21 protein-coding genes and 1 pseudogene are annotated in these 22,238 nt (G+C 46.0%); 9 read left to right on the forward strand and 13 right to left on the reverse strand.

Annotated features, from left to right (window positions below; genetic code table 11):
• Positions 1-75: 75 nt before the first annotated feature.
• Together arfB and NF543_RS02135 are read right to left on the reverse strand one after the other, a co-directional pair.
• Positions 76-450: pseudogene (arfB, locus tag NF543_RS02130) on the reverse strand (alternative ribosome rescue aminoacyl-tRNA hydrolase ArfB); the annotation flags it as partial.
• A 31-nt stretch (positions 451-481) separates the two neighbouring features.
• The gene (locus tag NF543_RS02135) at positions 482-1,732 is read right to left on the reverse strand and encodes a dicarboxylate/amino acid:cation symporter (RefSeq protein ID WP_257666438.1); all 1,251 of its coding nucleotides are present in this window, start codon (positions 1,730-1,732) and stop codon (positions 482-484) included.
• 42 nt (positions 1,733-1,774) lie between these two features.
• Between NF543_RS02135 and mnmC2 the strand changes: the two genes are divergently transcribed.
• Positions 1,775-2,446 (forward strand): tRNA (5-methylaminomethyl-2-thiouridine)(34)-methyltransferase MnmC2, encoded by a 672-nt coding sequence (mnmC2, locus tag NF543_RS02140; protein WP_258171672.1) that lies wholly within the window; start codon positions 1,775-1,777, stop codon positions 2,444-2,446.
• A 56-nt stretch (positions 2,447-2,502) separates the two neighbouring features.
• Here the strand turns inward: mnmC2 and NF543_RS02145 are convergent, their stop codons facing one another.
• From NF543_RS02145 to NF543_RS02155, 3 genes are all read right to left on the reverse strand, one after another.
• The gene (locus NF543_RS02145) at positions 2,503-3,000 is read right to left on the reverse strand and encodes an FKBP-type peptidyl-prolyl cis-trans isomerase (protein ID WP_257666439.1); all 498 of its coding nucleotides are present in this window, start codon (positions 2,998-3,000) and stop codon (positions 2,503-2,505) included.
• Positions 3,001-3,038: 38 nt separating this feature from the next.
• Complete coding sequence (locus tag NF543_RS02150) at positions 3,039-5,042, reverse strand: thioredoxin domain-containing protein (RefSeq protein ID WP_257666440.1); 2,004 nt, start codon at positions 5,040-5,042, stop codon at positions 3,039-3,041.
• 134 nt (positions 5,043-5,176) lie between these two features.
• Positions 5,177-5,674, reverse strand: a complete 498-nt coding sequence (locus NF543_RS02155; RefSeq protein WP_257666441.1) for a SixA phosphatase family protein — start codon at positions 5,672-5,674, stop codon at positions 5,177-5,179.
• Positions 5,675-6,154: 480 nt separating this feature from the next.
• On the opposite strand from NF543_RS02155, the gene NF543_RS02160 reads away from it, so the two are divergent.
• On the forward strand, positions 6,155-7,672 hold the full coding sequence (locus NF543_RS02160) for a S41 family peptidase (protein ID WP_257666442.1): 1,518 nt from the start codon (positions 6,155-6,157) through the stop codon (positions 7,670-7,672).
• Positions 7,673-7,994: 322 nt separating this feature from the next.
• On the forward strand, positions 7,995-8,213 hold the full coding sequence (locus tag NF543_RS02165) for a hypothetical protein (RefSeq protein ID WP_257666444.1): 219 nt from the start codon (positions 7,995-7,997) through the stop codon (positions 8,211-8,213).
• A gap of 296 nt (positions 8,214-8,509) precedes the next feature.
• Here NF543_RS02165 and NF543_RS02170 read toward each other — a convergent pair whose 3' ends face one another.
• Complete coding sequence (locus tag NF543_RS02170; RefSeq protein ID WP_257666445.1) at positions 8,510-8,704, reverse strand: hypothetical protein; 195 nt, start codon at positions 8,702-8,704, stop codon at positions 8,510-8,512.
• A gap of 44 nt (positions 8,705-8,748) precedes the next feature.
• On the opposite strand from NF543_RS02170, the gene NF543_RS02175 reads away from it, so the two are divergent.
• Together NF543_RS02175 and NF543_RS02180 are read left to right on the forward strand one after the other, a co-directional pair.
• On the forward strand, positions 8,749-9,027 hold the full coding sequence (locus NF543_RS02175; RefSeq protein WP_257666446.1) for a hypothetical protein: 279 nt from the start codon (positions 8,749-8,751) through the stop codon (positions 9,025-9,027).
• A gap of 493 nt (positions 9,028-9,520) precedes the next feature.
• Positions 9,521-11,026 carry an MAC/perforin domain-containing protein gene (locus tag NF543_RS02180; RefSeq protein ID WP_257666447.1) on the forward strand — a complete coding sequence of 502 codons (1,506 nt, stop codon included), beginning with the start codon at positions 9,521-9,523 and terminating at the stop codon, positions 11,024-11,026.
• A gap of 523 nt (positions 11,027-11,549) precedes the next feature.
• On the opposite strand, the gene NF543_RS02185 is transcribed toward NF543_RS02180, so the two are convergent.
• From NF543_RS02185 to NF543_RS02195, 3 genes are read right to left on the reverse strand one after another with little or no spacing between them, the layout of a single operon-like run.
• Positions 11,550-12,434, reverse strand: a complete 885-nt coding sequence (locus NF543_RS02185; protein WP_257666448.1) for an alpha-1,2-fucosyltransferase — start codon at positions 12,432-12,434, stop codon at positions 11,550-11,552.
• On the reverse strand, positions 12,431-13,186 hold the full coding sequence (locus NF543_RS02190) for a DUF268 domain-containing protein (protein ID WP_257666449.1): 756 nt from the start codon (positions 13,184-13,186) through the stop codon (positions 12,431-12,433). The genes NF543_RS02185 and NF543_RS02190 overlap by 4 nt, the downstream gene beginning before the upstream one ends.
• Positions 13,187-13,204: 18 nt before the next feature.
• The gene (locus tag NF543_RS02195; protein WP_257666450.1) at positions 13,205-14,230 is read right to left on the reverse strand and encodes a glycosyltransferase family 2 protein; all 1,026 of its coding nucleotides are present in this window, start codon (positions 14,228-14,230) and stop codon (positions 13,205-13,207) included.
• Positions 14,231-14,330: 100 nt separating this feature from the next.
• On the opposite strand from NF543_RS02195, the gene NF543_RS02200 reads away from it, so the two are divergent.
• The 4 genes from NF543_RS02200 to NF543_RS02215 are packed head-to-tail and all read left to right on the forward strand — an operon-like array spanning position 14,331 to position 17,929.
• Positions 14,331-15,074: a hypothetical protein gene (locus tag NF543_RS02200; RefSeq protein WP_257666451.1), complete on the forward strand. Its 744-nt coding sequence runs from the start codon at positions 14,331-14,333 to the stop codon at positions 15,072-15,074.
• Positions 15,071-15,937, forward strand: coding sequence for a glycosyltransferase family 2 protein (locus tag NF543_RS02205; RefSeq protein ID WP_257666452.1), 867 nt, complete (start codon positions 15,071-15,073; stop codon positions 15,935-15,937). The genes NF543_RS02200 and NF543_RS02205 overlap by 4 nt, the downstream gene beginning before the upstream one ends.
• 8 nt (positions 15,938-15,945) lie before the next feature.
• A complete protein-coding gene (locus NF543_RS02210; protein ID WP_257666453.1) occupies positions 15,946-16,746 on the forward strand; it encodes a DUF5672 family protein in 801 nt (266 codons plus the stop codon).
• A 10-nt stretch (positions 16,747-16,756) separates the two neighbouring features.
• Complete coding sequence (locus tag NF543_RS02215; protein ID WP_257666454.1) at positions 16,757-17,929, forward strand: glycosyltransferase; 1,173 nt, start codon at positions 16,757-16,759, stop codon at positions 17,927-17,929.
• Here NF543_RS02215 and NF543_RS02220 read toward each other — a convergent pair.
• The 4 genes from NF543_RS02220 to NF543_RS02235 all read right to left on the reverse strand — a co-directional run bounded on the left by NF543_RS02220 (position 17,926) and on the right by NF543_RS02235 (position 22,200).
• Positions 17,926-18,933 (reverse strand): glycosyltransferase family 2 protein, encoded by a 1,008-nt coding sequence (locus NF543_RS02220; RefSeq protein ID WP_257666455.1) that lies wholly within the window; start codon positions 18,931-18,933, stop codon positions 17,926-17,928. The two genes, NF543_RS02215 and NF543_RS02220, sit on opposite strands and share 4 nt — an antisense overlap.
• Entirely contained in the window at positions 18,930-19,727 is a 798-nt protein-coding gene (locus NF543_RS02225; protein ID WP_257666456.1) for a glycosyltransferase family 2 protein, read from the reverse strand. Before NF543_RS02225 ends, NF543_RS02220 begins: the two co-directional genes overlap by 4 nt.
• A 306-nt stretch (positions 19,728-20,033) precedes the next feature.
• Positions 20,034-21,119, reverse strand: a complete 1,086-nt coding sequence (locus tag NF543_RS02230) for a glycosyltransferase family protein (protein ID WP_257666457.1) — start codon at positions 21,117-21,119, stop codon at positions 20,034-20,036.
• Positions 21,112-22,200 carry a glycosyltransferase gene (locus NF543_RS02235; RefSeq protein WP_257666458.1) on the reverse strand — a complete coding sequence of 363 codons (1,089 nt, stop codon included), beginning with the start codon at positions 22,198-22,200 and terminating at the stop codon, positions 21,112-21,114. Before NF543_RS02235 ends, NF543_RS02230 begins: the two co-directional genes overlap by 8 nt.
• Between the last annotated feature and the right edge of the window lie 38 nt (positions 22,201-22,238).

Consider the following 22,238-nt stretch of genomic DNA (forward strand, 5'->3'; position numbering starts at 1 on the left):
GCGTATGAGAAAGCATTGTGCTGTAAACCTGTGATCATCCGCCAAATCCGTGTCATCCGCGTTCTATTGTTCCATTCATAACCAATCTTTCTTCCTATTAATCTTCCGTAGTGCTTGTTGGCGCTTGGCGTCAAGGCGCTTCTGCACAGCAGCTTTAGACGGTTTGGTAGTTTTACGCGGTTTTTCGGTTTTGAGCGCGTATGAAAGCAATTCCACCAATTTCTGAAGGGCAATTTCCTTGTTTTTCAGCTGGCTACGGGTCTGTTGACTATGTATTTGCAGCAATCCATCTGCTTGTAAACGATTCCTTAGCCGCTGCTTGATGCGGTCCTTCTCCACTTCAGAAAACACCGTCGTCGCATCAATATCGAATAGCAACGTGACTTTGGTTTCCACTTTGTTTACATTTTGGCCACCACTGCCCCCACTCCGGGAGGTCTGGAATTGAATATATGGTAGGAGTAAATCCGTCTTTATCCGCTCAACCCGCGTCATCCGTGTTCAATCTTTTACGCTTCAATCCAAACCTACTGACCAGCATGGCAGCCACGGAGTCGCCCGTTGCGTTGAGCAATGTGGCCATTGGGTCTACCAAGGTGCCAATGATCATGACTGCTGGGATAGCTTCCGTGGGCAACCCATATACCGAAATCATCAGCATCTCACCGATATACCCCCCATTGGGGATGCCTCCGGCTACGATGCTCACCAACACGGTGATACCCAATGCCATGATTAATGTCATCGGGTCAAAGAAATCCCACCCAATGAGTACGAAAGCTACGTATATCTTAACGATGCTGGACATGGATGAGCCATCTTTGTGCAAGGTGGTTCCCAACGGAATAACCACATTAGCTACAGATGCTGGGATACCCATTTTAGATGCCGCTGCTAAGTTCGTCGGCATGGTAGCAATGCTGCTGCATGTGCTGATAGCCGTGGCCGACGGCATTATGTTGTTTTTCCAATACTTGGTTATGCCCTGCCTACCTCCAGCGACATAAGCATATAGGCTGAAGAATACGATAAAATAAAATAGGCCAAGGATATAGTATAACCCCAATGGTTTGGCATAAAATCCGAAAAGCTCGGGACCAATGGTACCCACTTGGTAAGCGAAATAAGCACCCAGACCAATAGGAGCCACTTTCATAATCAGGATCAACAATTGTTTCATCACCTCGTTGCCCGATGACAGAAATTTCCTGAATGGTGCACCCACTTCGCCCGACCGCATGGCGGAGATGCCCACAAGAAAGGAAAAAATAACAAAAGCCAACATGTTTTCCCTTGACAATAACTTGTAGAATTCATCTACCGTGACAAACCTCACCAACTTATCACCCCATGTATCATTCGGATTTCCCCGCAGCACTTCTTCGGCGACCTCCTGCGAAGCTTGTGGTGCTTCTACGGGAAAGAACCATAGCGCAACAATGGTAAGTACCGCCGCTATGAGCACGGTAGACAAAAAAACCGCTATCATGGTAGAAATGATACGCCCCAATTTCTGTGAACCGTCGATATTGGCTACAGCAGACGCTATGGCAAAAAATAACAAGGGTATAACAGCGGCAAACAATAGGTTGAGAAAAATATCTCCCAAAGGCTTGAGCCATACCACGATACCTGGGAAAAAGCCACCGATGATGCTCCCTATCACAATACCTAGCAATAAGAGCAGGATGCTCCCGTAATTCTTCAGGAAATTGCCACGTTGAGTCGTCATGTTGGACACTAAAGTAATGGAATTATTTTAAGTTTGCATAACATGATAGAATTTGTTGTCACATCCGATGGATCCAAGACCCTGTATCATGCTGAAATCGGCGAACATTACCATTCCCGACACGGCGCCGTTCAGGAAAGCAAGCACGTGTTTCTCAGCATGGGACTACGCCATTTTCTGGAATCGCAACATCCGGATGCCGTATCTATATTGGAGGTTGGGTTTGGGACAGGGCTTAATTTCCTGCTCAGTGCAGATTACTGCCGCTTAAATGGGGTGGCACTGGACTATACAGGCGTGGAAGCTTTTCCGCTATCGGCAACGGTCATTTCTCAAACGGGATATGATGCTTATGTTTCCCAGGGGTTATGGGCATCGTTCTTGTCTCGATATACGGATAGCCTGCGTACTGTACAGCAAATCCACGACACATGTCAGCTGGAGGTCGCGCAATGTGAAGCATTGCAATTCAGCACCGTAAAACTATTCGATGTTTTGTATTTCGATGCTTTTGCCGCCATACGCCAACCAGCGATGTGGACGGAAGAAACGTTGCGGCATGTATGCACGTTTTTAAAACCAGGCGGCATATTCGTTACCTATGCTATCACCGGGCATCTCAAACGGTGCATGAAAGGATTGGGTTTTACCATTGAAAAGGTGCAAGGAGCTCCCGGCAAGCGAGAGATGCTAAGGGCTATTAAAACCTCATAGGTTTACCACTTTAGGCGGTAAATCTATGAAGTTTTTAATGGGTGATAAGATCCCGATTAATGCTCTTGTGTCCCATCGGGACCATGCGAATGCCCATGGGCCAATTCCTCAGGTGTGGCTTCACGTACCGCAAGCACTTCAATATCGAAATGTAGATTTTGCCCTGCCATTGGGTGATTGAGATCGACTACCACTTCTTCCGGGCTCACATCAGTGACCTGTCCACGGAATTGATTGCCTTGGTTGTCTTGCAATGGCAAAATTTGCCCTACGGCAGGGATACCACTTTCCTTAAACATATCAACAGGAAGTGAAGTAACGGCCTGTTCATTTACCTCACCGTAGGCATCTTCAGCGGATAATTCAAAATCCGTTGTATCTCCACTTGTTAATCCAGCAATGTTTTCTTCGAATTTTGGCAACATCATGCCCGCTCCGAACATGAAATCCAATGGATTATCCTTGCCGGCCTCTTCTACAAAAGTTTTGGTACCATCCTCCACAGTATGGAGTTTGTAAGTCAACGTTACTACGCTGTTAGCTGCTATAGTCATTTGTTTCAATTTTTATGGATGCACTAACCGCATCCGGTTCATATAATTAATTTCATCAATTCATCTATGCCTGTTGTAGGCATGCTACAAGTCTTATCTTTACAGACATAAGCTTGTGTTTCATTGCCCATTTTACCTGCTAACAACGGGAGTGTACCCTTTGTTCCCCCCAATATCATTTTGTTTGGCAGGTAGTGCTTATCTAGGGCCCTACGCATAGTCAACCAATCCGGGCCGGTAAGCACGATTTCATAACACCCATACACTTCTTCCAGCAGCTGCGTTGCCCAATTGGAATATGCAGAACCATATGAAGCAAGCTGTGGGAACACATTAGCTAACGCCTGTGAAGCAATATCCTTGTACCGCTGTTCATCAAAAACCAAGCCCAGCCGATAAAGCTGCCGCACAATGGAAGAGCTGGATGAGGGGATTACATTATCCATGATTTCTTGCTTGCGAGCAATGAGTTGCTCAGCCTTGTCCGACGCATAGTAGAATACGGCAGCCTTCTTGTCATAAAAATGGGCCAGCACATACTCCATTAGCCGTTTAGCCTCTTCCAACCAAACCTCTTCAAACGTGGCTTCATACAGCGCGATATAGGCTTCAATACAAAATGCATAATCATCAAGGAAGCCAGCGATTGTCTTTCCATTTGATGCCGGTTGGTGCAATAGACCGCCATCTTCGGCATAGACGTGTTGACGCAAAAATTCCGCATTACCCAGTGCCATCTCCAAGTATTCAGCGTCATCAAAAACCCGATATGCGTCCACAAAACCTTTAAGCATCAACGCATTCCATGATGTCAGCAGCTTATTATCCAATCCTGGATGTACCCGATCATTCCGGTAATCGAGTAATTTTTGCTTGCCTTGGGCAAGGTATGCTTCCCATTCCGAATCGGAAAATCCTACTTCTTGCGCCAATTTGTCTGCCTCCATGTCGACTTTCAGCACATTCGTCCGCTCTTCCTCCCAATTTCCTTCATCCGAGACCGAAAAATACCGGATGAACAGTGGGGCATCTTCTCCGAGTACTTCCTCAATTTCAGCTTGATGGAATATATAAAACTTGCCTTCCACGCCTTCGCTATCGGCATCCAATGCACAATAGAAGCCTCCCTCCGGACTAGTCATTTCGCGCCGCACCCATTCCAATGTTTCAGCTACCACCCGTTTGTATTGGTCGGTAGGCCGTTGCTGCCAAGCTTCGGCGTAGAGGCTTACCAGTTGGGCATTATCATATAGCATTTTTTCGAAATGTGGAATATGCCATTCGCCATCCACCGAATACCGCGCGAAACCGCCGCCTACGTGGTCATAAATACCTCCCGAAGCAATCTTGCGGAGCGTGAAATGCACATGGTTGAGCACATCCTTATCTTGGGCCAATGCCCCATAGCGGAGTAAAAACAGCCAATTGCTTGGCATGGGAAATTTGGGCACCCGCGTATGGCCACCTTCCTGTTTGTCGAAAAGGCGTTTCCAGGGGGTAACGATGGCTTCAACATCCTGCACGGAATACGTTTCCGGTATGCGGTTTATGGGTAGTTGCTCGCTCTGTTGAATGCCTTTGGTCAGCCTTTCGGCATAGTCGAATGCCACTTCAGGGGTTTCTCGCCACATATCGGCCAATTGCAGCAGTACGTTCTTCCAATCGGATGGCCGGAAATAAGTACCACCATAGATGGGACGACCATCAGGCAAGCAGATGCAGTTAAGCGGCCAACCGCCGCTGTTGGTCATCAGTTGCACGGCAATCATATAGATTTGATCGATATCAGGCCGTTCTTCTCGGTCAACCTTGATGGACACGAAATGCTTATTCATCACTTCCGCTATTGCATCGTTTTCGAAACTTTCGCGTTCCATCACATGACACCAATGACAAGCGGAATAACCAATGCTAACGAGGATAAGTTTGTTTTCCGACACAGCCTTACTCAATGCTTCCTTTCCCCATGGGTACCATGCTACGGGATTATGCTGATGTTGCCGGAGATAAGGTGATGTTTCGTTATGGAGCTTATTGGGCATCTGGGGGTAAAAGTAAGGAAATAAGCATAAAGATGAAAAGAATAAGGAGCAAAGATGACGGAAAATCGGCTTTCAGCTATCGGTTATCAGCTGTCAGCCCATCTAAAATCTACAATCTACAGTCTAAAATAACCTCACTCACCGTCCCTTGGGTAAGCAAACCAAGCCAGCTTTCCAGTCCCTTCACTCAATGAAGCCCAATCTTCAGCATCATCAAAGCGGAGATGCACGATACCACAAGTGGGAATGTTATAGACATTTTCATCAGCAAAATAATTGGTCAGCAAGGTAAAGCTGGGATTGTGTCCAAAAAGGGCTACACTATCGTGTCTATCATCCAGCTCGTTTATGATTTGAAACAATGTGTTGAGTGCGGCTTCATACATCCGGTTGTCGGTTTGGATATTTTTCACCGGCATCTTTAAATGTTCGGCAAATATCTGCGCCGTGGTAATGGCTCGTTTTGCAGGACTGCTCACCAAGTGCTGGGGGAGGACGGAATATTGGGCGAGCCGCAGGGCCATTTGTGGGGCGTTTTTAAATCCACGGGCGTTGAGTGGCCGCTCAAAGTCGCGAACATCAAAGCTCCAGTCCGATTTCGCATGCCTGATAATGAATAAATGTTTGGCCATAACAAATTTATCTCCTCTTTTTATCCATTGGCAATAATCATGCCCCGCTATTAATGGTCTGTGATGATATTACCTAATCATTTTACATTTAATGCGGGCCTTCTACAGGGTCTGCCGCTATTGCCGGATAGAATTCCATATTGCTTTGGCACATGTTTTGATTTTCTTAATAACAATTCATGCCGCGATACCGGGTAATTGGTTAATTTCTTGATATTGGTGTAGCAATATCAACCCACAATCCGTTTGCATTGATAGAACCAAAAAAGATAATATGATGTATTCATCTTGTTCGCTTGCAGAATTTATCCAACAACCGAAATTCTTGCCAACGGCAGCCGAATATATCGCGGATCGGATGGAGCGCCTGCAAAAAAAACTCCAACCCCTCCTTTATACTTAACGGCGCATGCTCGCGACCTGTACAACTTTTCATATCTTTGACAAGAATTTTATCCTTTTAATAGGTTTTATTGAAACATGTATAAAAGCATCTGGTTCTCCATCGTCATTTCGCTCATGGTTTCGAGTTGCAAAAAAGATTCGGCAGAACCCGATCCTTATGCTGCAATTCCCAAAACCGGTTCGCTCCCGGAACGAATCCTCGATTCCATTTACATGTATAGCAATGAAGTATGGCTTTGGCAGCAAGAACTCCCCTCCTATACTACGTTCAACCCGCGCCAATACGCAACATCCGGCACCGAGGTTCAGCAATACAGCACAGCCCTATTTAATTTATTGCGGCATGCCGTCAATCCGGCTACCGGCGCACCCTATGAAGCGCCCTTGAGTTCCTCGCAACTAAAATATTCCTACATCGAAGAAATTGAAGAACGTACAAACGGTGACCAGACAGCGCGCGTCACACTTGAAGGCATTGGTGACGATTTCGGCTTTGAAGTGGGCCAGTATGATCCGAGTGATGTACGCGTCATATACGCCAATGCAGGATCCCCGGCCTACCAGGCGGGTCTAAGGCGTGGAGACCGTGTATCGGAGATCAACGGCTCCCTTACCACGAACGCGAACACGGTAAACAATATGCTGAGGCAGGCCCAACGCATCGATATACGCACAATCAATCCAGACGGCATCCAGCGAACCGCTACGCTCAATAAGCAGCGTTACGAAAGCAACGCCATCTTTAATACCCGCGTGATTAATCTAGCAGGAAGGCCGATAGGTTACCTTGCGTATGCCCGGTTTTCGAACGACCAAGCCTCCAGGGATGCATTGTTGGAGGCCATCAGCCGTTTCAGCAGCGAACAGGTCCGAACCGTGGTCATCGACCTCCGTTATAACCTAGGGGGTTATGTGTCCAATGTTGCATACCTTGCCAACCTCCTTGCACCCCAGGCTTTGCAGGGGAAAGTGATGTTTACCGAGCATTTCAATGAGTTGATGCAAGCAGGCAAAGCCACCATCCTGAAGAACCAATTGTATAACGATTCGCAGGGCAATCCCGTATACATCCAGGACCGGCGTGCCACCTATTTCGACATCGACTACAGTGTGGCTGGTAATACGCGGCATTTTGAAAAGACCGCCGGTATCGATGGGATAGCGGACATCTATTTCATCACCACCCGCAACACCGCCTCGGCAGCAGAATTATTGATCAACCTTTTCGAACCCCACCTCAACGTCCGCATGGTGGGGCGGACGACCTTCGGCAAACCAGTGGGCTTTTTCGGACTGCCGATAGACCGATACGACCTCTACCTCAGCAGCTTTCTCACCAAAAACGCCAATGGCAGAGGCGAATATTACAGCGGCATTGTGCCGACCCTCGAAGCAGCTGACGATATCGGTTATGACTTCGGTGATGTACGTGAGAATTGCCTTGCCACGGCATTAGCGGATATTGCCGGTGAACAAGCGATAGGAAGGCAAATGGACAGCCAGCGGCGTCCAGCGGGATACGACACACCGGTAACTGTATCGGGCTTCAAAGGCCTTGTAGACGATGGTGAACGGCGGTTTCGTGAGGAATAGGTTCGGTCATTCTTGGCTGGATACCCGCTTCGGCTGGATACCCGCTCTATACCTGACGCGTACCTGCTCCGCTAGTTCTTCGGTGCTCCTCCGCTGCTCAAGCGGAAAAGCACCGGAAAAGATGCGGAGAACAAGCGACTCCAATATCCCGCACGTACACAATAGGCATTGCCCGGATAATGACAGTCAGCGGAGCACGGGCGAAAGCCCACCGGACACCGATGCCTGACCAAAATGGCGTATTTCCCGCGTTGGTTGCAGCAACGGGGGTGGTGAAAGCAACGGCAAATGAAGGCAGACGGCAACATGCGACCTGCTCAGCGTGGAACAGGAACTCACCAAAAATGGCAATGCCCGCATCGACTACGACCTCAAAGGGCGCATCCGGCAAATCGGCGACAAACGGTTCGACTATGACCTCAATGGATACATCCGGTCGATAGGCGGAGTGCCTATCGAGAAGGTAGCTCGAAAAACCCTACAGCGTTACCGGATGATCCAGCGGATGAATGGGGGTAAAAAGCTTGGAAATACTACGTAACATTACACGGACATCGTATTGTCTTGCACAGAACCAGTATTGTTTTACCGCCAAGCACCTTTATTCTTCGTGGATCCTGCATTATTTAACGCAAAAACAGGCTTACTACGCACAGGAACAACATTATTTTGCGCTGCCATATAATCGATTGGCAGGGGGGCTGTCCTATTTTTCATGGGAATAATCCAATGATACGCCGGAGGTGGATACCGATGCACCGGTTGAATTTTCTTAATAGTGAAACCGGTTTTCGTTTTTATCAACATCAGATGGATATTTATCATCCCAATCCACCTTTATACGCAACCAAGACGCTTATTCGGCGCTTCTGCCTCCTTATTCAGCACTTCCATCTTCTTATTCAGCGCTTCCGTCTCCTTATGCACCGCCGTAAGAATGAATTCCGTGGGATTATTTTCGGGTTTCACCGCCCTTATCCGGTTTTTAAGCCCAATATCCCTGTTTTTCACGAGGCCAATCCTTTGTATCACGGAAATAATATTGTCTTGATGGAGAGCAACATTTCCTATAAAGAATGTTACGTAACATCGTGCTGGAACCGAATGGTTTCCATGCGCCATTGACCAATAGGAAATACCCGTATTACGCTGATGGAGCAACGGTGTATATCCCTAGCGAACATGGGAACAAGAGGGACGACATAAGGTGTTGTTGCCATGCGTTTTGTTCCGGCGGCCGGGCGGCTAACGATGGAGCCGGTGTGCAGCATGATGATGCAGGTGCCTACCCTTATTGGCCCGGTGGGTTTGAATATACTTGTCGGGCGGCTAAAGACACAGGTCGTGCATCGTAGGTAGTTGGCGGCCCTGCTGAAAAGCAACTGGGCTAGGCCATATCCAACCCCTGCCTTCCCGAAGACTCGTTCGCGGCAGAACATTGGCGTTGGTATGCAAGGTTGGTTGTATTTACTGCCCCCGGGGCATCCACTGTGAAACAATAGGACTGAAGACGGATAAAACAATCGCGTAGGTGAAGCCCAGCTTATCTGGGCTGTTGTTCGTGTATTCGAACGCCACGGTGACCACGCCAAAGCTGTCCCCGGCACATCTTGATGGAAGCCATACCCCTACCAAGCGTGACGGATCTTGGGCCCATTGCTCTCTGTTATATCACCCAAATTGGGGTAGTATTTCCCACAATTTAGGATAAGATTTTTATTTAACTTTGTCGCGTTAATCGCTTCGTTCGATATTTTGATGGCTCGACAAGCTATACAGCGTACTGTTCCTAAGGAGGATTAACAAGAAGAAAAAAGTTTAAACAAGTTCACATAAAACAACATTATTATGCAAACAAAAACAAGAAGAACTTCAATTCAGGTGGTTATTTTAATTGCCGTACTATCGGCATTCACAGGATGTGTCAAAAACGACGTTGAGAAAGAAATTGTCCCCAAGTTGACAGAGGATTACTTAGCTACGGGTGGAGATGGGAAAAATGATTTATTAGGGTATGGCTACGACGTTACGGGTTCACTGATGGGAAACGAAAGTGCATCAGATGCTCCAATTATCAATTTGGCTAGCTTTGTGAAAGATCATTCCAATAAAATTGATGCACCTACAAATTCAAAGGCGGAACAACACTATTACTCAGGGGCAACAGCATTCGACTATCTTAGCGATATTACCAAAAAAAGATCTGGATCTTTCGGGCTGAACGCAACCGGAGCAGACGGTAGCGCCTTATTTTCGTTGACGTTATCTGGAAATAGAGACACACAAAAAAAGTATACTTTTTCTAGCAAGTATTCTTTCGCAAGTTTTGAACAAACGCTGACGATAAAAAGGATTAGGTTCACTCAAGATGTCAGCACCAGTATGTTAATAAAATATCTAACACCAGAGTTTATAAAAAACGTGGACACCTATAGCGCTGATGCTTTAGTTAAAAGATATGGTACTCACGTACTGCTGGATATTAGCTTGGGAGGGCGCCTGATGTTTGATTATAGTGCGTCCATTGTTAATGAAGATAATTACCAAAGAAAAACAAGAGGAATAGAAGCTGGTCTGTCCGCAGGTTTGAGCGAAACAATAGGCATTAAACTTTCTTTGGGTATGAGCACCGAAGAAATAACTAAAGCGGCTAGAGAGAGTCGAAATAAAGTATTCTCCCTTAAATTTTACGGAGGAACAAATTCAGGCAGAACCATCTCGTTTGATGCGGATGGCAGACCATCGGAATCAATTAACATTGCTAGTTGGGAGCAGAGTGTCAATGTAAACAACGCTTCTTTAGTCGATATTGGTAAGGCAATCCCATTATACGAATTCATAGCCGATCCAGCCAAGAAAAGTGCGGTTAAAGCAGCAATCGACAAACATATACTCAATAGTCAAATTAACGTAATAGATGTCCTACCCCTACACAAGGTATTTAGCAAGGGAGACAAAAATCATATGTACGTCACTTCCAAAGCGGCGGCCGACCAACTGGTAAGGGATTGGGGCAATGAATACCAAGGTATTATAGGATACATTCTAGCGAAACCTAATGGTAGCAGCACGATTCCTTTACACTATATGAAAAGCATTGGTGATAAAAATAATTTCTTTTTGACTAACATGGCCGCTGTAAACGAGCATATAGTAAGATGGCGTAACATTCACTATGGTATCTCGGGATACCTTTCGTCAACCCTCAATAGTGAAACTCTACCGCTATACCAGGTAAAAAGCCATGGGGATAAGAATACAATGTATGTGACAAGCCAAGCTGAGGTTGACGAGCTCGTAAATAGGTGGAAAAACGAATTCCAAGGAACGATAGGCTATATAATAGCACCATAACCATAACATAAAGCTAAAAGCCTAGACTCAAAACCAGTCTAGGCTTTCTTAGGCCTAGAAAAATCATCAACTTTATGGTGTAAAAAAGCGAACGAAGAGATTTCACAATACTACAAATATGGTTTTCTTAACCGTTGTACGCCACCAAATAGAAACGTGATATCGATGCACTACTCCAAACAACGTCATACTTATCAGAGGAAACTGCAAGTTACGATATTGGCGCTGGTTATCGCCTTAGTTGTAGGATGTAAAAAAGACGACTTAACACCAGAACCATATGGAGAAATCAGGGATTTCGCTCATATCTTTGAATACTGATATCTTTGAAGTTGAAAAACAGAGCCAAAGCAGCAGCGGAATTGCTGATTAACATTTTCAAGCCTTATCTTGATATCCATTTGATAGGTCCAGATGATTATCCCAAAACAGCATGATGAACCATATGAACGTATGCTTCTCAACACTTAGCACGATTCTACGTTGCTATTTCGTGCCATAGGAGTTTCATAGCTGGATAAAGCTACCACTTGGAACCCGGGTTAAGGAGATTTATTTGTTGGAACTCTGGCAATATAATCCCAGAAAGGTCCAAACCCTCCATCCCCACCCAACGGTCGGGCGAAACGACAATCTTTCCAGCGTACTGGTTTAACCACGCTCCCCACCAGCTAAAGCTGCTATTTGCAATGATATGATGCTTACAAAAGCTCATTAACTGCATATCGCGAAAACTCTGAAGTCCGGTATTCCAGTCAACAAAAATGGCATTTTGCATCGAGAAGGTTTCCCGGCACCAAGGGATATCATTGGAGAAAAAAACGAAATGGGAATCAGCAATATGTTGTTCCATATATGCCAGTGCTCGACGGTAATATCCCACATCACAAATACCTCCTAGTACCGGATCGTTCAGGTAGTCCCCCCTACGCACGTGCACGCTCACCGCGTTCATCATGGAAAGTTTTTCAGACAACTCCATGTTCCGTTGGTCGGCAAAAGCAGGAAACGCAAGTTCCAAACGCAGTTGGTCCTCCACAGGGTTGATGTAATTGATGTGTTGCCAATAGCCCCAATAATAGCGGTTCCGGGAATCATCGAGCAACGTATCATCGTAGCGGAATAATACAGGCTCTTCGTAGTATCCGTCTTTCGTGCCAAAAAGCCGTCGAAGCTTCCGCTGGACCCAACGGCGATCCTGTTGATCGAAGAGCTTCTGTTCAAAGGGAGAGGCCTGCGGCAGAAGGACACCGAATATCCGCTCCAACTCGTAGCCGTTATGAAGCTCATACGCGTCGAATCCTGAAAAATCGGCTTTGATTTTCCGAAACCTCTGTTGCAGTGCACAAAAAAATGCATATTGGAATAGCTGGTTGCCCAAGCCACCAAGGAATTTGACGATTTTCATATTGCCAACTCCCGCTTTTTGAACCAGAAGCAGCCACAGGCATAAAACTGTTTGTGCAGCAATGATTCCGGCGGGTCAGCCACGAGCCCACCGTCTTTCCCGTCTTCAGGTATCAGCGAAAAATCCATCAATTCCATATCGGAGAATAGGCTCAGCACGTGGTCTTTATCGTAAATGCGATGGGCATTAAAGCAGATTACACTCTCCCCGCCCAGAGGTACGACGAAGAGCAACGATCCCCCAGGGGTCAAAACTCGTTTGAACTCGGCGATGGCTTTGCGGTCACCATCATAATCCAACACCTCACCGTATCGTCCCAATCCGACATGTTCAACGGTTTGCATACACGATAATGACGAAACACTGCTGTCGGTGAAAGGTAAATTAGTCAGGTCAGCGAATGAGGAGGTCAAGTTGTCCAACACCAAGTCAGCGGGTCTATAGTCGTAAAAAGCTGTAGGTATAACCGCTGACAGCATGGAGCAGAAGTGTAATGTGGAGGATATATCAATGTGCAGGGCTGGGTCCAATTGCGTTACAATCCGCATGGCCCACGCGGGATGGTAGACATAGTGCCGGTCGAAGCCGGTTTCCTTGGTTGCATCGTCCAAACACGGGTGAAACAAATCCTCCGAAACACGGAAGCTGGTGGACGTAAATCGCTGTTGCTTTACGATGGTCTCGTATTCAGCAAGGAAAGTGTTCGGCAAACCATTTTTCGTCTTGTTCTTTTTCCATAGTTGTTTCAACATACGTGTATCATCGTTGCGTTAGAAAAACGATCGTAACCATAATTTAACAATACGCCTCGCTTGCTTAAAAGTCAAATAGAATACACTAAAAAGCCCCTTTTTCAGCAAGTATGCTGCCGCTTGTTTTTTGGGCGTTGTTGCTAACACCAAATCGTACCACCGCGTGTAGAGTTCCCGCTCGAACAAACGGATCGGCAATTTTCTGCTTCGCCGATTGGCGTCTTTTAATGCCACCAACATGGTGTAGAAGTCTTGAAGGCTATGTTCAGCAACCCGCCACCACAAAAGGGCATCAAATATAGCGCCATATTGTTGCGGGTCCACTCTCAGCAACCGAAGCTGGTCATCCTTGATTCGACGCAACTGGAATATCGCGGTGTCTCGTTTAGATTGGGAAATGTTTCCTTCATGAGTCCGGTAATAGACCAATGGTTCGTTGAAAACATGGATGGCGTCTTGATCGGCAAGGCGCACAAAGAGGTCGTAATCTTCCACAGGAGCCCGATCTCGATAACCACCGAGTTGTACCGCCTCCGCTCTACGGAACATAACACTGGAATTGACGAAAATGTTATTGAAGAAAAATCGGATCTTCAATTCTTCTTGTCGGTAGGCTTGATGAAGCAATTCTCCACTTGTTCTGCCTTCGGCGTCCATCAGCAGGGCATTACCCCCACATAAAATGACCTCCGGATGCCGTTCCAGAAAACGATATTGCTTCTCCAATCGATCGGGAAAGGAAACGTCGTCACTGTCCAAAATGGCGACATACCGACCAGTGGCCAATTCCAATGTAGCCTGTCTAGCGTGCGTGAGTCCCTGGTTTTGCTTATTGTCGATGAATTGGATTCTCGGATCCAGGAACTGCCACACCTTGCAGGCAGTGGTATCGGTGGAACCGTCGTTATAAATAATTAGCTCAAAATCCTGAAATGGTTGATCCAAGACACTTTGAATGGATTGGCGGATGAACGCCTCGGCATTGTAGGCAGGCATCAGGACAGAAACTGCCGGAAGCCGGCTTTTTTCGCTATGTTCAGACAAATCAACCATTTTGTTACCTTGGCAAATGTAGCTATTTCTCGCTAATCAACGTCTAGAAGAAGGTTTACGAATACTTTACCTAATTTTGGGACGTTTAGCAATGATGGAAACTGGAAGTAAGGGCATGAATTACATCGCGTTCAGTCTTTGGGGAGACTCGCCGCATTATACAGAAGGTGCCGCCCGTAACGCGGAGATTGCGCCGACGGTCTATCCCGGATGGCGTGTGGTGGTGTACCATGATGGCACGGTGCCGTTACCCACACTGAAGGCACTTCGCGACCGCGATGCGATGTTGGTTGATATGACCGGAAACGATATCCTTGGCCCGTTTTGGCGTTTCCTGGCGAGCGATTTTCCAGACTGTAGGTACGCGGTATTCCGTGACACCGATTCGCGACTGACCGCAAGGGAGTACAATGCCGTATCGGAATGGGTACAGGAAGGTAAAAAACTCCATGTGATACGAGACCATCCGTATCACGAAATCCCTTTCGGTACCGAACAACGCGGCATTCTGGCGGGAATGTGGGGAATACAGGGAAACGTTATTCCTATGGAAGCCGAGGTTAGAAATTATATAACGGGAAAGGAATTTTACTACGGGATTGACCAGGCCTTTCTGCAGCAGGTCTATCTTCGGTTTCAGCACTCGCTAACGCTGCACGATGAATTTTTTGGTGGGAAGCCGTTTCCTGACAAGCGGATCGGGTATCAATTTATAGGCGAACGCATTGACGAGCACGAACAGCCAATCGGTGATGACCGCGAGGCACTGAAAGCCTACCTGGGGCAACGCAAACCTTCCTGGCGAAAACGCTTGAAAAATCTCTTCCGCAAATGAGCCATCCCCTGTTTTCCATCATTATCCCTACCTATCAATCAGAGCCGGCCATATACACGTGTGTAAAAAGCGTATTGGATCAGACCTATGAGGACTTTGAAATTATCCTACAGGATGGTCAATCGTCAGACCGGACGGTCGAAATAATCCGTTCATTTAAGGATGATCGGATTAAAATCGTTTCGGAAAAGGATAAGGGAGTGTATGATGCAATGAATCGGGCCATTGAGCGGACTTCAGGTGATTGGATCTATTTTTTGGGAAGTGACGACTCGCTGTTTGAGCGTGCGACACTTGCTTCACTTCGCGACATTGTGGGGAAAACGGAGGCTGATTTGGTTTATGGCAACGTCATGATGTCTGGTGACAGCCATTGGATTAATGACGGAACGATTTATAGGGGTGAGACCGATTTAGCCTCCTTATTCGAACAAAACATAAGCCACCAATCCATTGTTTACCGTCGGAGAATTTTCACCGATGGTCATCGATTTAACTTGGCTTATCCTGTATGTGCAGATCACGACTTCAACTTGTTCTGTTTTGCCTCCTATAAAGTGGAGTATACGCCTCTGATCGTTGCCATGTTTGCAACGGGAGGCCTTAGCACCCATATCGTTGACGAATGTTTCGAAAGAGAAAAGTGGGGAAATATAATAACGTATTACAAAGGCAAACTTAAACACCCCTCACTGTTACGCCACAAAGGAAGCATTAAAAGGACCGGAAAAATACTAGTGAAGAAAGGCAGGTATTGGTTGGGTTTAAACGCGCTTAAGACATATGTTTATTTTAAGTTTATTAAGATCCGGAGCCTCGTTTCTAAGCAATCAATATGGGGCGAACCCTTAAAAGAAGTATAACAAGATCAATGCGTAGCGCAATCATAATACCGCTTTACAAAGAAGTACCAACGAACGATGATATTGTTTCGTTAACGCAATGTTTCAAAGTACTACACAGCTTTCCCAAAATTGCCGTTACACACCATCATCTTTCACTAAACAACTATCCATTCTTGTTTGACCGAATTGAAAGGTTTGATTCTGGCTTTTTTGAAAGCATTGCTGGTTATAATTGTCTGATGTTGTCCAGCCAATTTTACGAACGGTTCGTGAATTACCACTTCATACTGGTACACCAGACTGACGCGTTTGTCTTCAACGATCGGCTAGACTATTGGATGAGGTCTGGATACGATTATATTGGTGCTCCTTGGTATATAGGCGACTTTCCGGACGTTATTAAGATGGCGAAAGATACCATAAAAGGGTGGGTACATCGAAAATATAACATCAAGAAAAATGGCACCGATTTGCCTACGGATATTCAATTTAAAAATCAAGTTGGCAATGGAGGGCTTTCCTTAAGGAATATTGAAAAATTCTATAAGATATGTGTAACGGAAAAAGGCATCATATCCTCCTACCTCAGCAGGACGGAAAAGGATTTTAATGAAGACGCATTTTGGTCTATCGAAGTTAACAGAACAAAAAGACAACTAAAAATCCCTGATTACAAAACTGCATTACATTTCGCCATCGAAAGTGAACCCAGGGTAGCCATGAATCGGTTGAGAGATTCATTACCTTTCGGCTGTCACGCTTGGGACAAAAACGATAAAAGGACATTCTGGCGTCCTATTTTCAGTGATCTTGGTTACGAAATCTAAGGAAAGTCACATGGCTAATGTACTTTATTTCTTTCCGATGAATCCCCATCGTGTAACCGCTGGTAACGAACAACGGGCCCGAACATTGTTAACCTATTTTCGGGACAAAGGACATACAGTTGACTTTGTAAGCAGTAACGATTATTGGGGGGGGGTGATTGCTGAACAAGATATATTATCGCTGAAACAGCAGCGTCTTATCCGGCACCACTTCAGCCTATCAAAAAAGCCCCATATCCTTGGTATTAAAGATTTCCTACGTTTTGAAATCATTCGTTTTATCCGAAAACAACTTAAACCCAAAAGATCAGGCATTTCAAATTTCACCACAGACTATTCCCGAAGTCAATTCAATAAAGTAATTAAAACGCACAGCTACGACTATATTGTCATTAGCTACGCCTTTTGGGCCGATCTTGTCAAAAACAACCGCAATATCGGACATTCCACTATGACCATAATCGACGCCCATGATTTCATCACCGCACAGGAGCAGCCAAAGGTAGACATTAAATTAGGTAGTGCTTTTTCCGATGAAATCGAAAGATTAAGGGTGTTTGATGAAATATGGGCCGTGTCTGCTGATGAATATTATGTTTTTTCCCAACTTTGCAGGAAGCCAGTGCGGCTTATTCCCATTTGCGCCGATGCGGATTCCGACGAAATCGCTTCCGATAAAGAATTTGACCTCATTTTCGTCGGAGGCGATAACCCGCACAACGTCAAATCAATCCAATGGTTCTTTGATGAAGTTTATCCGAAATTGCCTCCATCACTGCGCATCTGCATCGTCGGTAAGATTAACACGGTTCTTCCGGTCTATCCCAACGTAGTTAAAATAAAACAGGCCGTAAACCTCGGTGCCTATTACCGAAAATCGAGAATTGCCATTTGCCCGATGCTAAGTGGAACAGGAACCAAGGTAAAGGTTATTGAGGCGCTCGCTTACGGCCTTCCAGTCGTGTGTTCACCTCGGGGGGTGGATGGGTTGTTGAATAAGCGGGATAACGGATGCCTGATCGCGGAAACTGCTGAATCATTCGCCAACCTGATCCAACGACTCTCGGCAGACATGGATTTCTATGCGTCGACTCAAAATCAGGCAATTTCCTACCATAAAAAATACCACAGCCTCAGGCACCTATATCGCGTTTTGGATGAGGTATTCGACAGCAGCCGTTAACGATGTTTAGGAAGTTGTTCATCTCGCAGCAAATCCACAATACCCCATCCGACAACATCTTCCCAACCATACTTGCAGCGGAGAAAACCCCATTTCGCGCGCGCGCGGATCTTTCGTTTAAAACTTTGGGCAAGTAGGCTACCAATGAAGCCGGATAGCCGTATTCCCCACAGCTCCCTTTTCTGAAGCAGTCCGCCTCTGTATATCTTCATGGCCAAAAAGTATTTTCCGTTCACGGCATAGCTTGCATGATGCCGCTTGTAAAGGTCGTCAATGAATGATCCGGTTAATTTCCTAGAGGGAATCAGGTGCCGGTAAACCAGTGTATCGTCATAATATAACTTGTAACCACGCAATACCAGCCGCAGGCAATATTCGCTATCTTCGGTGGACATCAGGGATAGATTGTTGAGTTGCAATAAAAACGACGGGTATTTGTTATAGATTGCCCGGTACAATGCCGTCCGAGATCCTAATCCGGCCCCCCAAAGGTGTCCTTTGTAAGTAACGTCACCTGTTTGCTTGCCTTGAGGCCCCACGGCATACCCTTCCTGATACCGGTCAAACCATTCCGGCAACGGCTGGTTTTCCTCAGTAACGGGAATCCCCTGGCCACCCACCGCCCCAACTTCGGGGTGGGCATCCAATAACGCCACAGTCTTATACAAGTAGTCAGGAGCCAGCCAATTGTCATCATCGCATATCACAAAGTAAGCATAGCGGGCGCGCTTCATGGCTGCCTGCAGTGCATAATATTTCCCCGACCGCCCTTCTCGCAAGTGAACCAACCTGCTGCTTAGTCCGCCAAATTTTGTCCATTCGGCCTGCGCAATTGTGGTTGATTCGTCGGTAGACGCATTGTCAACAAAAACCAACTCCCATGGAATGGTAGCTGGCAATTGCTGCGCCGCCAAATGCCGTAACGTATCGGGTAAGTTTTTGGCCCCATTGTGGGTACACAGGATAACGGACATTCCCCGTTCTAAATTGTTCGTCGAACTCATACCGTAACCGGACTCGGCGTTTGGCGGTACCCCGGCCCACGGTAAGCCAATTTATGGGTAACGGATTCCTCATAAATTTGTTTATTCGGTTCGAAATTGGATCTCGGGCTCAGTCGGTGAAACAGGTGGTATCCGACCGCAGCCCATTTCAACCGGTTTTTTCGGATACCTGCATTGATCAGCCGTTCGCCAAATTCAGTGTCTTCCCAGCCCCATCCCTCAAAACCGTTGTAATAACCATTTACTTTAATATAGTCTGCGCGCCAAAAGGCTAAATTACATCCTTTTACTTTTCGTGAACTCAACGAATCCGTATGGAAAATGCCGGAAAGTTTGGGACACCGAATCGCGTTGAACCGCCCACAGGTTATTTCTTTTGTGAAGAAACTGAAATCTAACTGCTTATTCGCTAACGCTTGTGCAGTTTTCCGCTCCCCGATCATCGCCCGGCTTCCCTGCACGAAATAACCGCGTTCGGCTGCTTTCAAATGGTCTTTGATGAAATGACGGTGGAGGACGATATCTCCATCAATTTCGATGATATAGGGGCTGGTTGCTTGCTGTATGGCTTTATTCAGCACAATGGTTTTGCGGAACCCCTCATCCTCGTGCCAGACATGCTTAATGGGGAGCCTCCCCGCGTAGCAATCAATCAACGCGCCGGTGCGTTCGTCCGAACCGTCGTCGGCAATAAGTACTTCGTCTGGCAAGCGGCTTTGGCGGACAACGCTTCGCAACACGAGGTCAAGTGCCTCCGGCCAGTTAAATGTCGAAATTAATAACGCTATTTTCATGTACCGTTCAAATTTTACAAATGACTATAAACACACCTCCATTGGCATCGAATCCAATACTCATAAATTCCCTACTACTCCAGACGTATTAATCAAATACCATGCTAATATGAGCCGATTCCTTATTTTCTAACGGAATAACGCCTACATTCGCTACAATCCTTGCTAATTTCTTTTAAGAAAGACAAGTCCCATCAGCGATCTAACTACAAAGTTCTACAGAATAAGTAAGGCACTCATTGGAATGGGAATTAATTGATCCGTGGTGATACTACCTCCGCCAAAACCTTACATAAAATACCACTTTTAGCTCAAAACAAACGCTAAGTAATTGTTTTGCTGAAATGCAAATTCCCACTTTGCTGACTGATATAGGGTTCCGTCCGTGTTCGCAGACTGACCGTTCGTGCCGGTAAATATATCTTCGCTCAACGTTTGGACATCATAAAAAATGGCGTTTTCCTTGAAGTCCTCGATACCACGGAACGATGCTTCCATGAGTAAGGGTTTCTTGAACGCAAAAGCCATATTGAAAGCTCCGGTAATTTTATGGTGTTGGTAAAGCACAAACCCCGGCGTACTGGGGTGAATGAGTGGCATCACGGCATCTGCCAATTGCATATAGGCGTGGAGCAACTCGTAAGGAACAAATGCATCAAAAAGGATGAAGCTCGACTGCAAACCCAGTTCGTTTGCCTGCTGCTTAATCATATCGCCATCATTGCCTTTAGCGTTGCCCAATAGAATGAATTTCCACCTGCTCTCCAACTCAGCCTGCTTAACCGCCTTAATCAATCCCAAATAATCTCTTCGTTGTAAGCTCACTTGCCCCGGAATACATATCCAAGTCTCCCCTGCTGGCTTTGTAATTTGATTGGGTGTCGCTAGCTTCGGAAAAAATGCCGGATAATAGGAAGAAAACTGCAACCCTTTTAATGAAGCTACAGATGGCAATAGGTAATCATTCAACACCAAATACTTCTTGATCTTACTGCTGATAATTCGCTGTCCAATTCCTTTGTAAAATTTATGGGTATTGTGGATGGTACCTATCAGCCTCATACTGCGAGGGAACGGCAAGATAAACAGTTTCTTGATCCCCCCCTGAGCGGTGTTGAACACTACGCGGTCAAACTTTTGCTCCAGCAAATAACGGTATAGCTTCCAGACATTTTTCCATTGGAACGACTGTGAGGATTGGAAACCGAATATCTTTACGGATAACACCAGTTCTTTACAGGCTGTTACCCGTGGCTCCAAATCAGCCGTGATAACCAGTATGGTATCTGCATGTCCATGAAGGAAAAGACACTGGCTATAGAGGCACTCATCATGGGAGCCCCCCACCTCAACCAAAGCTATGCGCTTGTGGGGTACCTTCTCGCTATTCATTGATGTATGCCTCTACGGTGGCCATGATTCGGGATTTCTCAAACGTATTAATAATATGCAACATGCCGTCCTCACCCATCTTCTTGCAAAGCTCGGGATCATTTTTCAAGAGACATACCTTATCTGCACATGCTACCACATCATTCTTGGATACCAAAAAACCTGATAGGTTAGGTTGTACAAGTTCAGGATTGCTGCTGACATCAAAAGCGATGATAGCTTTTCGGCAAAGGGAAGCCTCGGCGAGCACGTAACCGAACCCTTCCCACAGGGAAGGGAGTAAAAAGATATCGCATGGCATCAGTACATCCTTCACGTTGTCGATAAATCCTGTGAATAGGATATTATTTTCCACGCCAAGACTTCGGCTCAGTTTTTTCAGCTCACTTTCTAATCTGCCTGAACCGGCAATGATGATTTTATGAGCAATGCTGCGCTGCTGCAACTCGGCTGATAGCAGTATCAAAAACTTTTGGTTCTTTTGTTCCTCAAGCCTTCCTAGGTTTGCAATGACTACCTCTCCGGGCACTTTGGTATAAATCGGATCAAAAGGAGCATGCACAAATGCTTCTACATCGATTGGATTATAAATCACTTTGATTTTCTCTTTCGGGAAAAGGTGTGTGTTGCGTTGTAGGATAGTCTCTTTGGTAGCTTCTGAATTGGCCAATATATCCGTGATCCAATAGTTAAACATGTACTGATTAAATAGGCTATTTTTTATGGGAATGGCGCTCCCCCGTCGATAAATAATCCGTTGCACGCCCGCCTTCGCAGCCGCCTGCCCGGCTAGTTTCAGATCGCTGGATAGGTTAATCAATAAGATATCAATGTGGAGTGCTTGAAAAATCTGTTTGAGTGCATACACTTTCAACCGGTTGAGGAAACTGTAATTACTTACTTTAAAAGGCACAAACTTGACATTGGGATGTCCACTGATTTTTTGCTGCAAAATGCTCCCCTCCTGGGCAAAAAAGACGACCGGGTAACCACGATTAGCAAAATACAATGCGGCTTCATAATGCCACTTTTCTCCTCCACCCCATGTTTTGGCCGAGTTGAAGAATCCTAATTTCCGCATGGAACATTGATTCAATAAAGTCAGGTTCGAGCAGCTAA

The organism is Parapedobacter tibetensis, from assembly GCF_024704835.1.
Taxonomy (GTDB): domain Bacteria; phylum Bacteroidota; class Bacteroidia; order Sphingobacteriales; family Sphingobacteriaceae; genus Parapedobacter; species Parapedobacter tibetensis.

What these genes read in the sequence shown, in the direction of transcription:
- NF543_RS02135 (WP_257666438.1), bottom strand. Translation starts at nt 1,732, where the DNA reads ATGACGACTCAACGTGGCAATTTCCTGAAGAATTACGGGAGCATCCTG.
- mnmC2 (WP_258171672.1), top strand. Translation starts at nt 1,775, where the DNA reads ATGATAGAATTTGTTGTCACATCCGATGGATCCAAGACCCTGTATCAT.
- NF543_RS02145 (WP_257666439.1), bottom strand. Translation starts at nt 3,000, where the DNA reads ATGACTATAGCAGCTAACAGCGTAGTAACGTTGACTTACAAACTCCAT.
- NF543_RS02150 (WP_257666440.1), bottom strand. Translation starts at nt 5,042, where the DNA reads ATGCCCAATAAGCTCCATAACGAAACATCACCTTATCTCCGGCAACAT.
- NF543_RS02155 (WP_257666441.1), bottom strand. Translation starts at nt 5,674, where the DNA reads ATGGCCAAACATTTATTCATTATCAGGCATGCGAAATCGGACTGGAGC.
- NF543_RS02160 (WP_257666442.1), top strand. Translation starts at nt 6,155, where the DNA reads ATGTATAAAAGCATCTGGTTCTCCATCGTCATTTCGCTCATGGTTTCG.
- NF543_RS02175 (WP_257666446.1), top strand. Translation starts at nt 8,749, where the DNA reads ATGTTACGTAACATCGTGCTGGAACCGAATGGTTTCCATGCGCCATTG.
- NF543_RS02180 (WP_257666447.1), top strand. Translation starts at nt 9,521, where the DNA reads ATGCAAACAAAAACAAGAAGAACTTCAATTCAGGTGGTTATTTTAATT.
- NF543_RS02185 (WP_257666448.1), bottom strand. Translation starts at nt 12,434, where the DNA reads ATGAAAATCGTCAAATTCCTTGGTGGCTTGGGCAACCAGCTATTCCAA.
- NF543_RS02190 (WP_257666449.1), bottom strand. Translation starts at nt 13,186, where the DNA reads ATGTTGAAACAACTATGGAAAAAGAACAAGACGAAAAATGGTTTGCCG.
- NF543_RS02200 (WP_257666451.1), top strand. Translation starts at nt 14,331, where the DNA reads ATGATGGAAACTGGAAGTAAGGGCATGAATTACATCGCGTTCAGTCTT.
- NF543_RS02205 (WP_257666452.1), top strand. Translation starts at nt 15,071, where the DNA reads ATGAGCCATCCCCTGTTTTCCATCATTATCCCTACCTATCAATCAGAG.
- NF543_RS02210 (WP_257666453.1), top strand. Translation starts at nt 15,946, where the DNA reads ATGCGTAGCGCAATCATAATACCGCTTTACAAAGAAGTACCAACGAAC.
- NF543_RS02215 (WP_257666454.1), top strand. Translation starts at nt 16,757, where the DNA reads ATGGCTAATGTACTTTATTTCTTTCCGATGAATCCCCATCGTGTAACC.
- NF543_RS02220 (WP_257666455.1), bottom strand. Translation starts at nt 18,933, where the DNA reads ATGAGTTCGACGAACAATTTAGAACGGGGAATGTCCGTTATCCTGTGT.
- NF543_RS02225 (WP_257666456.1), bottom strand. Translation starts at nt 19,727, where the DNA reads ATGAAAATAGCGTTATTAATTTCGACATTTAACTGGCCGGAGGCACTT.
- NF543_RS02230 (WP_257666457.1), bottom strand. Translation starts at nt 21,119, where the DNA reads ATGAATAGCGAGAAGGTACCCCACAAGCGCATAGCTTTGGTTGAGGTG.
- NF543_RS02235 (WP_257666458.1), bottom strand. Translation starts at nt 22,200, where the DNA reads ATGCGGAAATTAGGATTCTTCAACTCGGCCAAAACATGGGGTGGAGGA.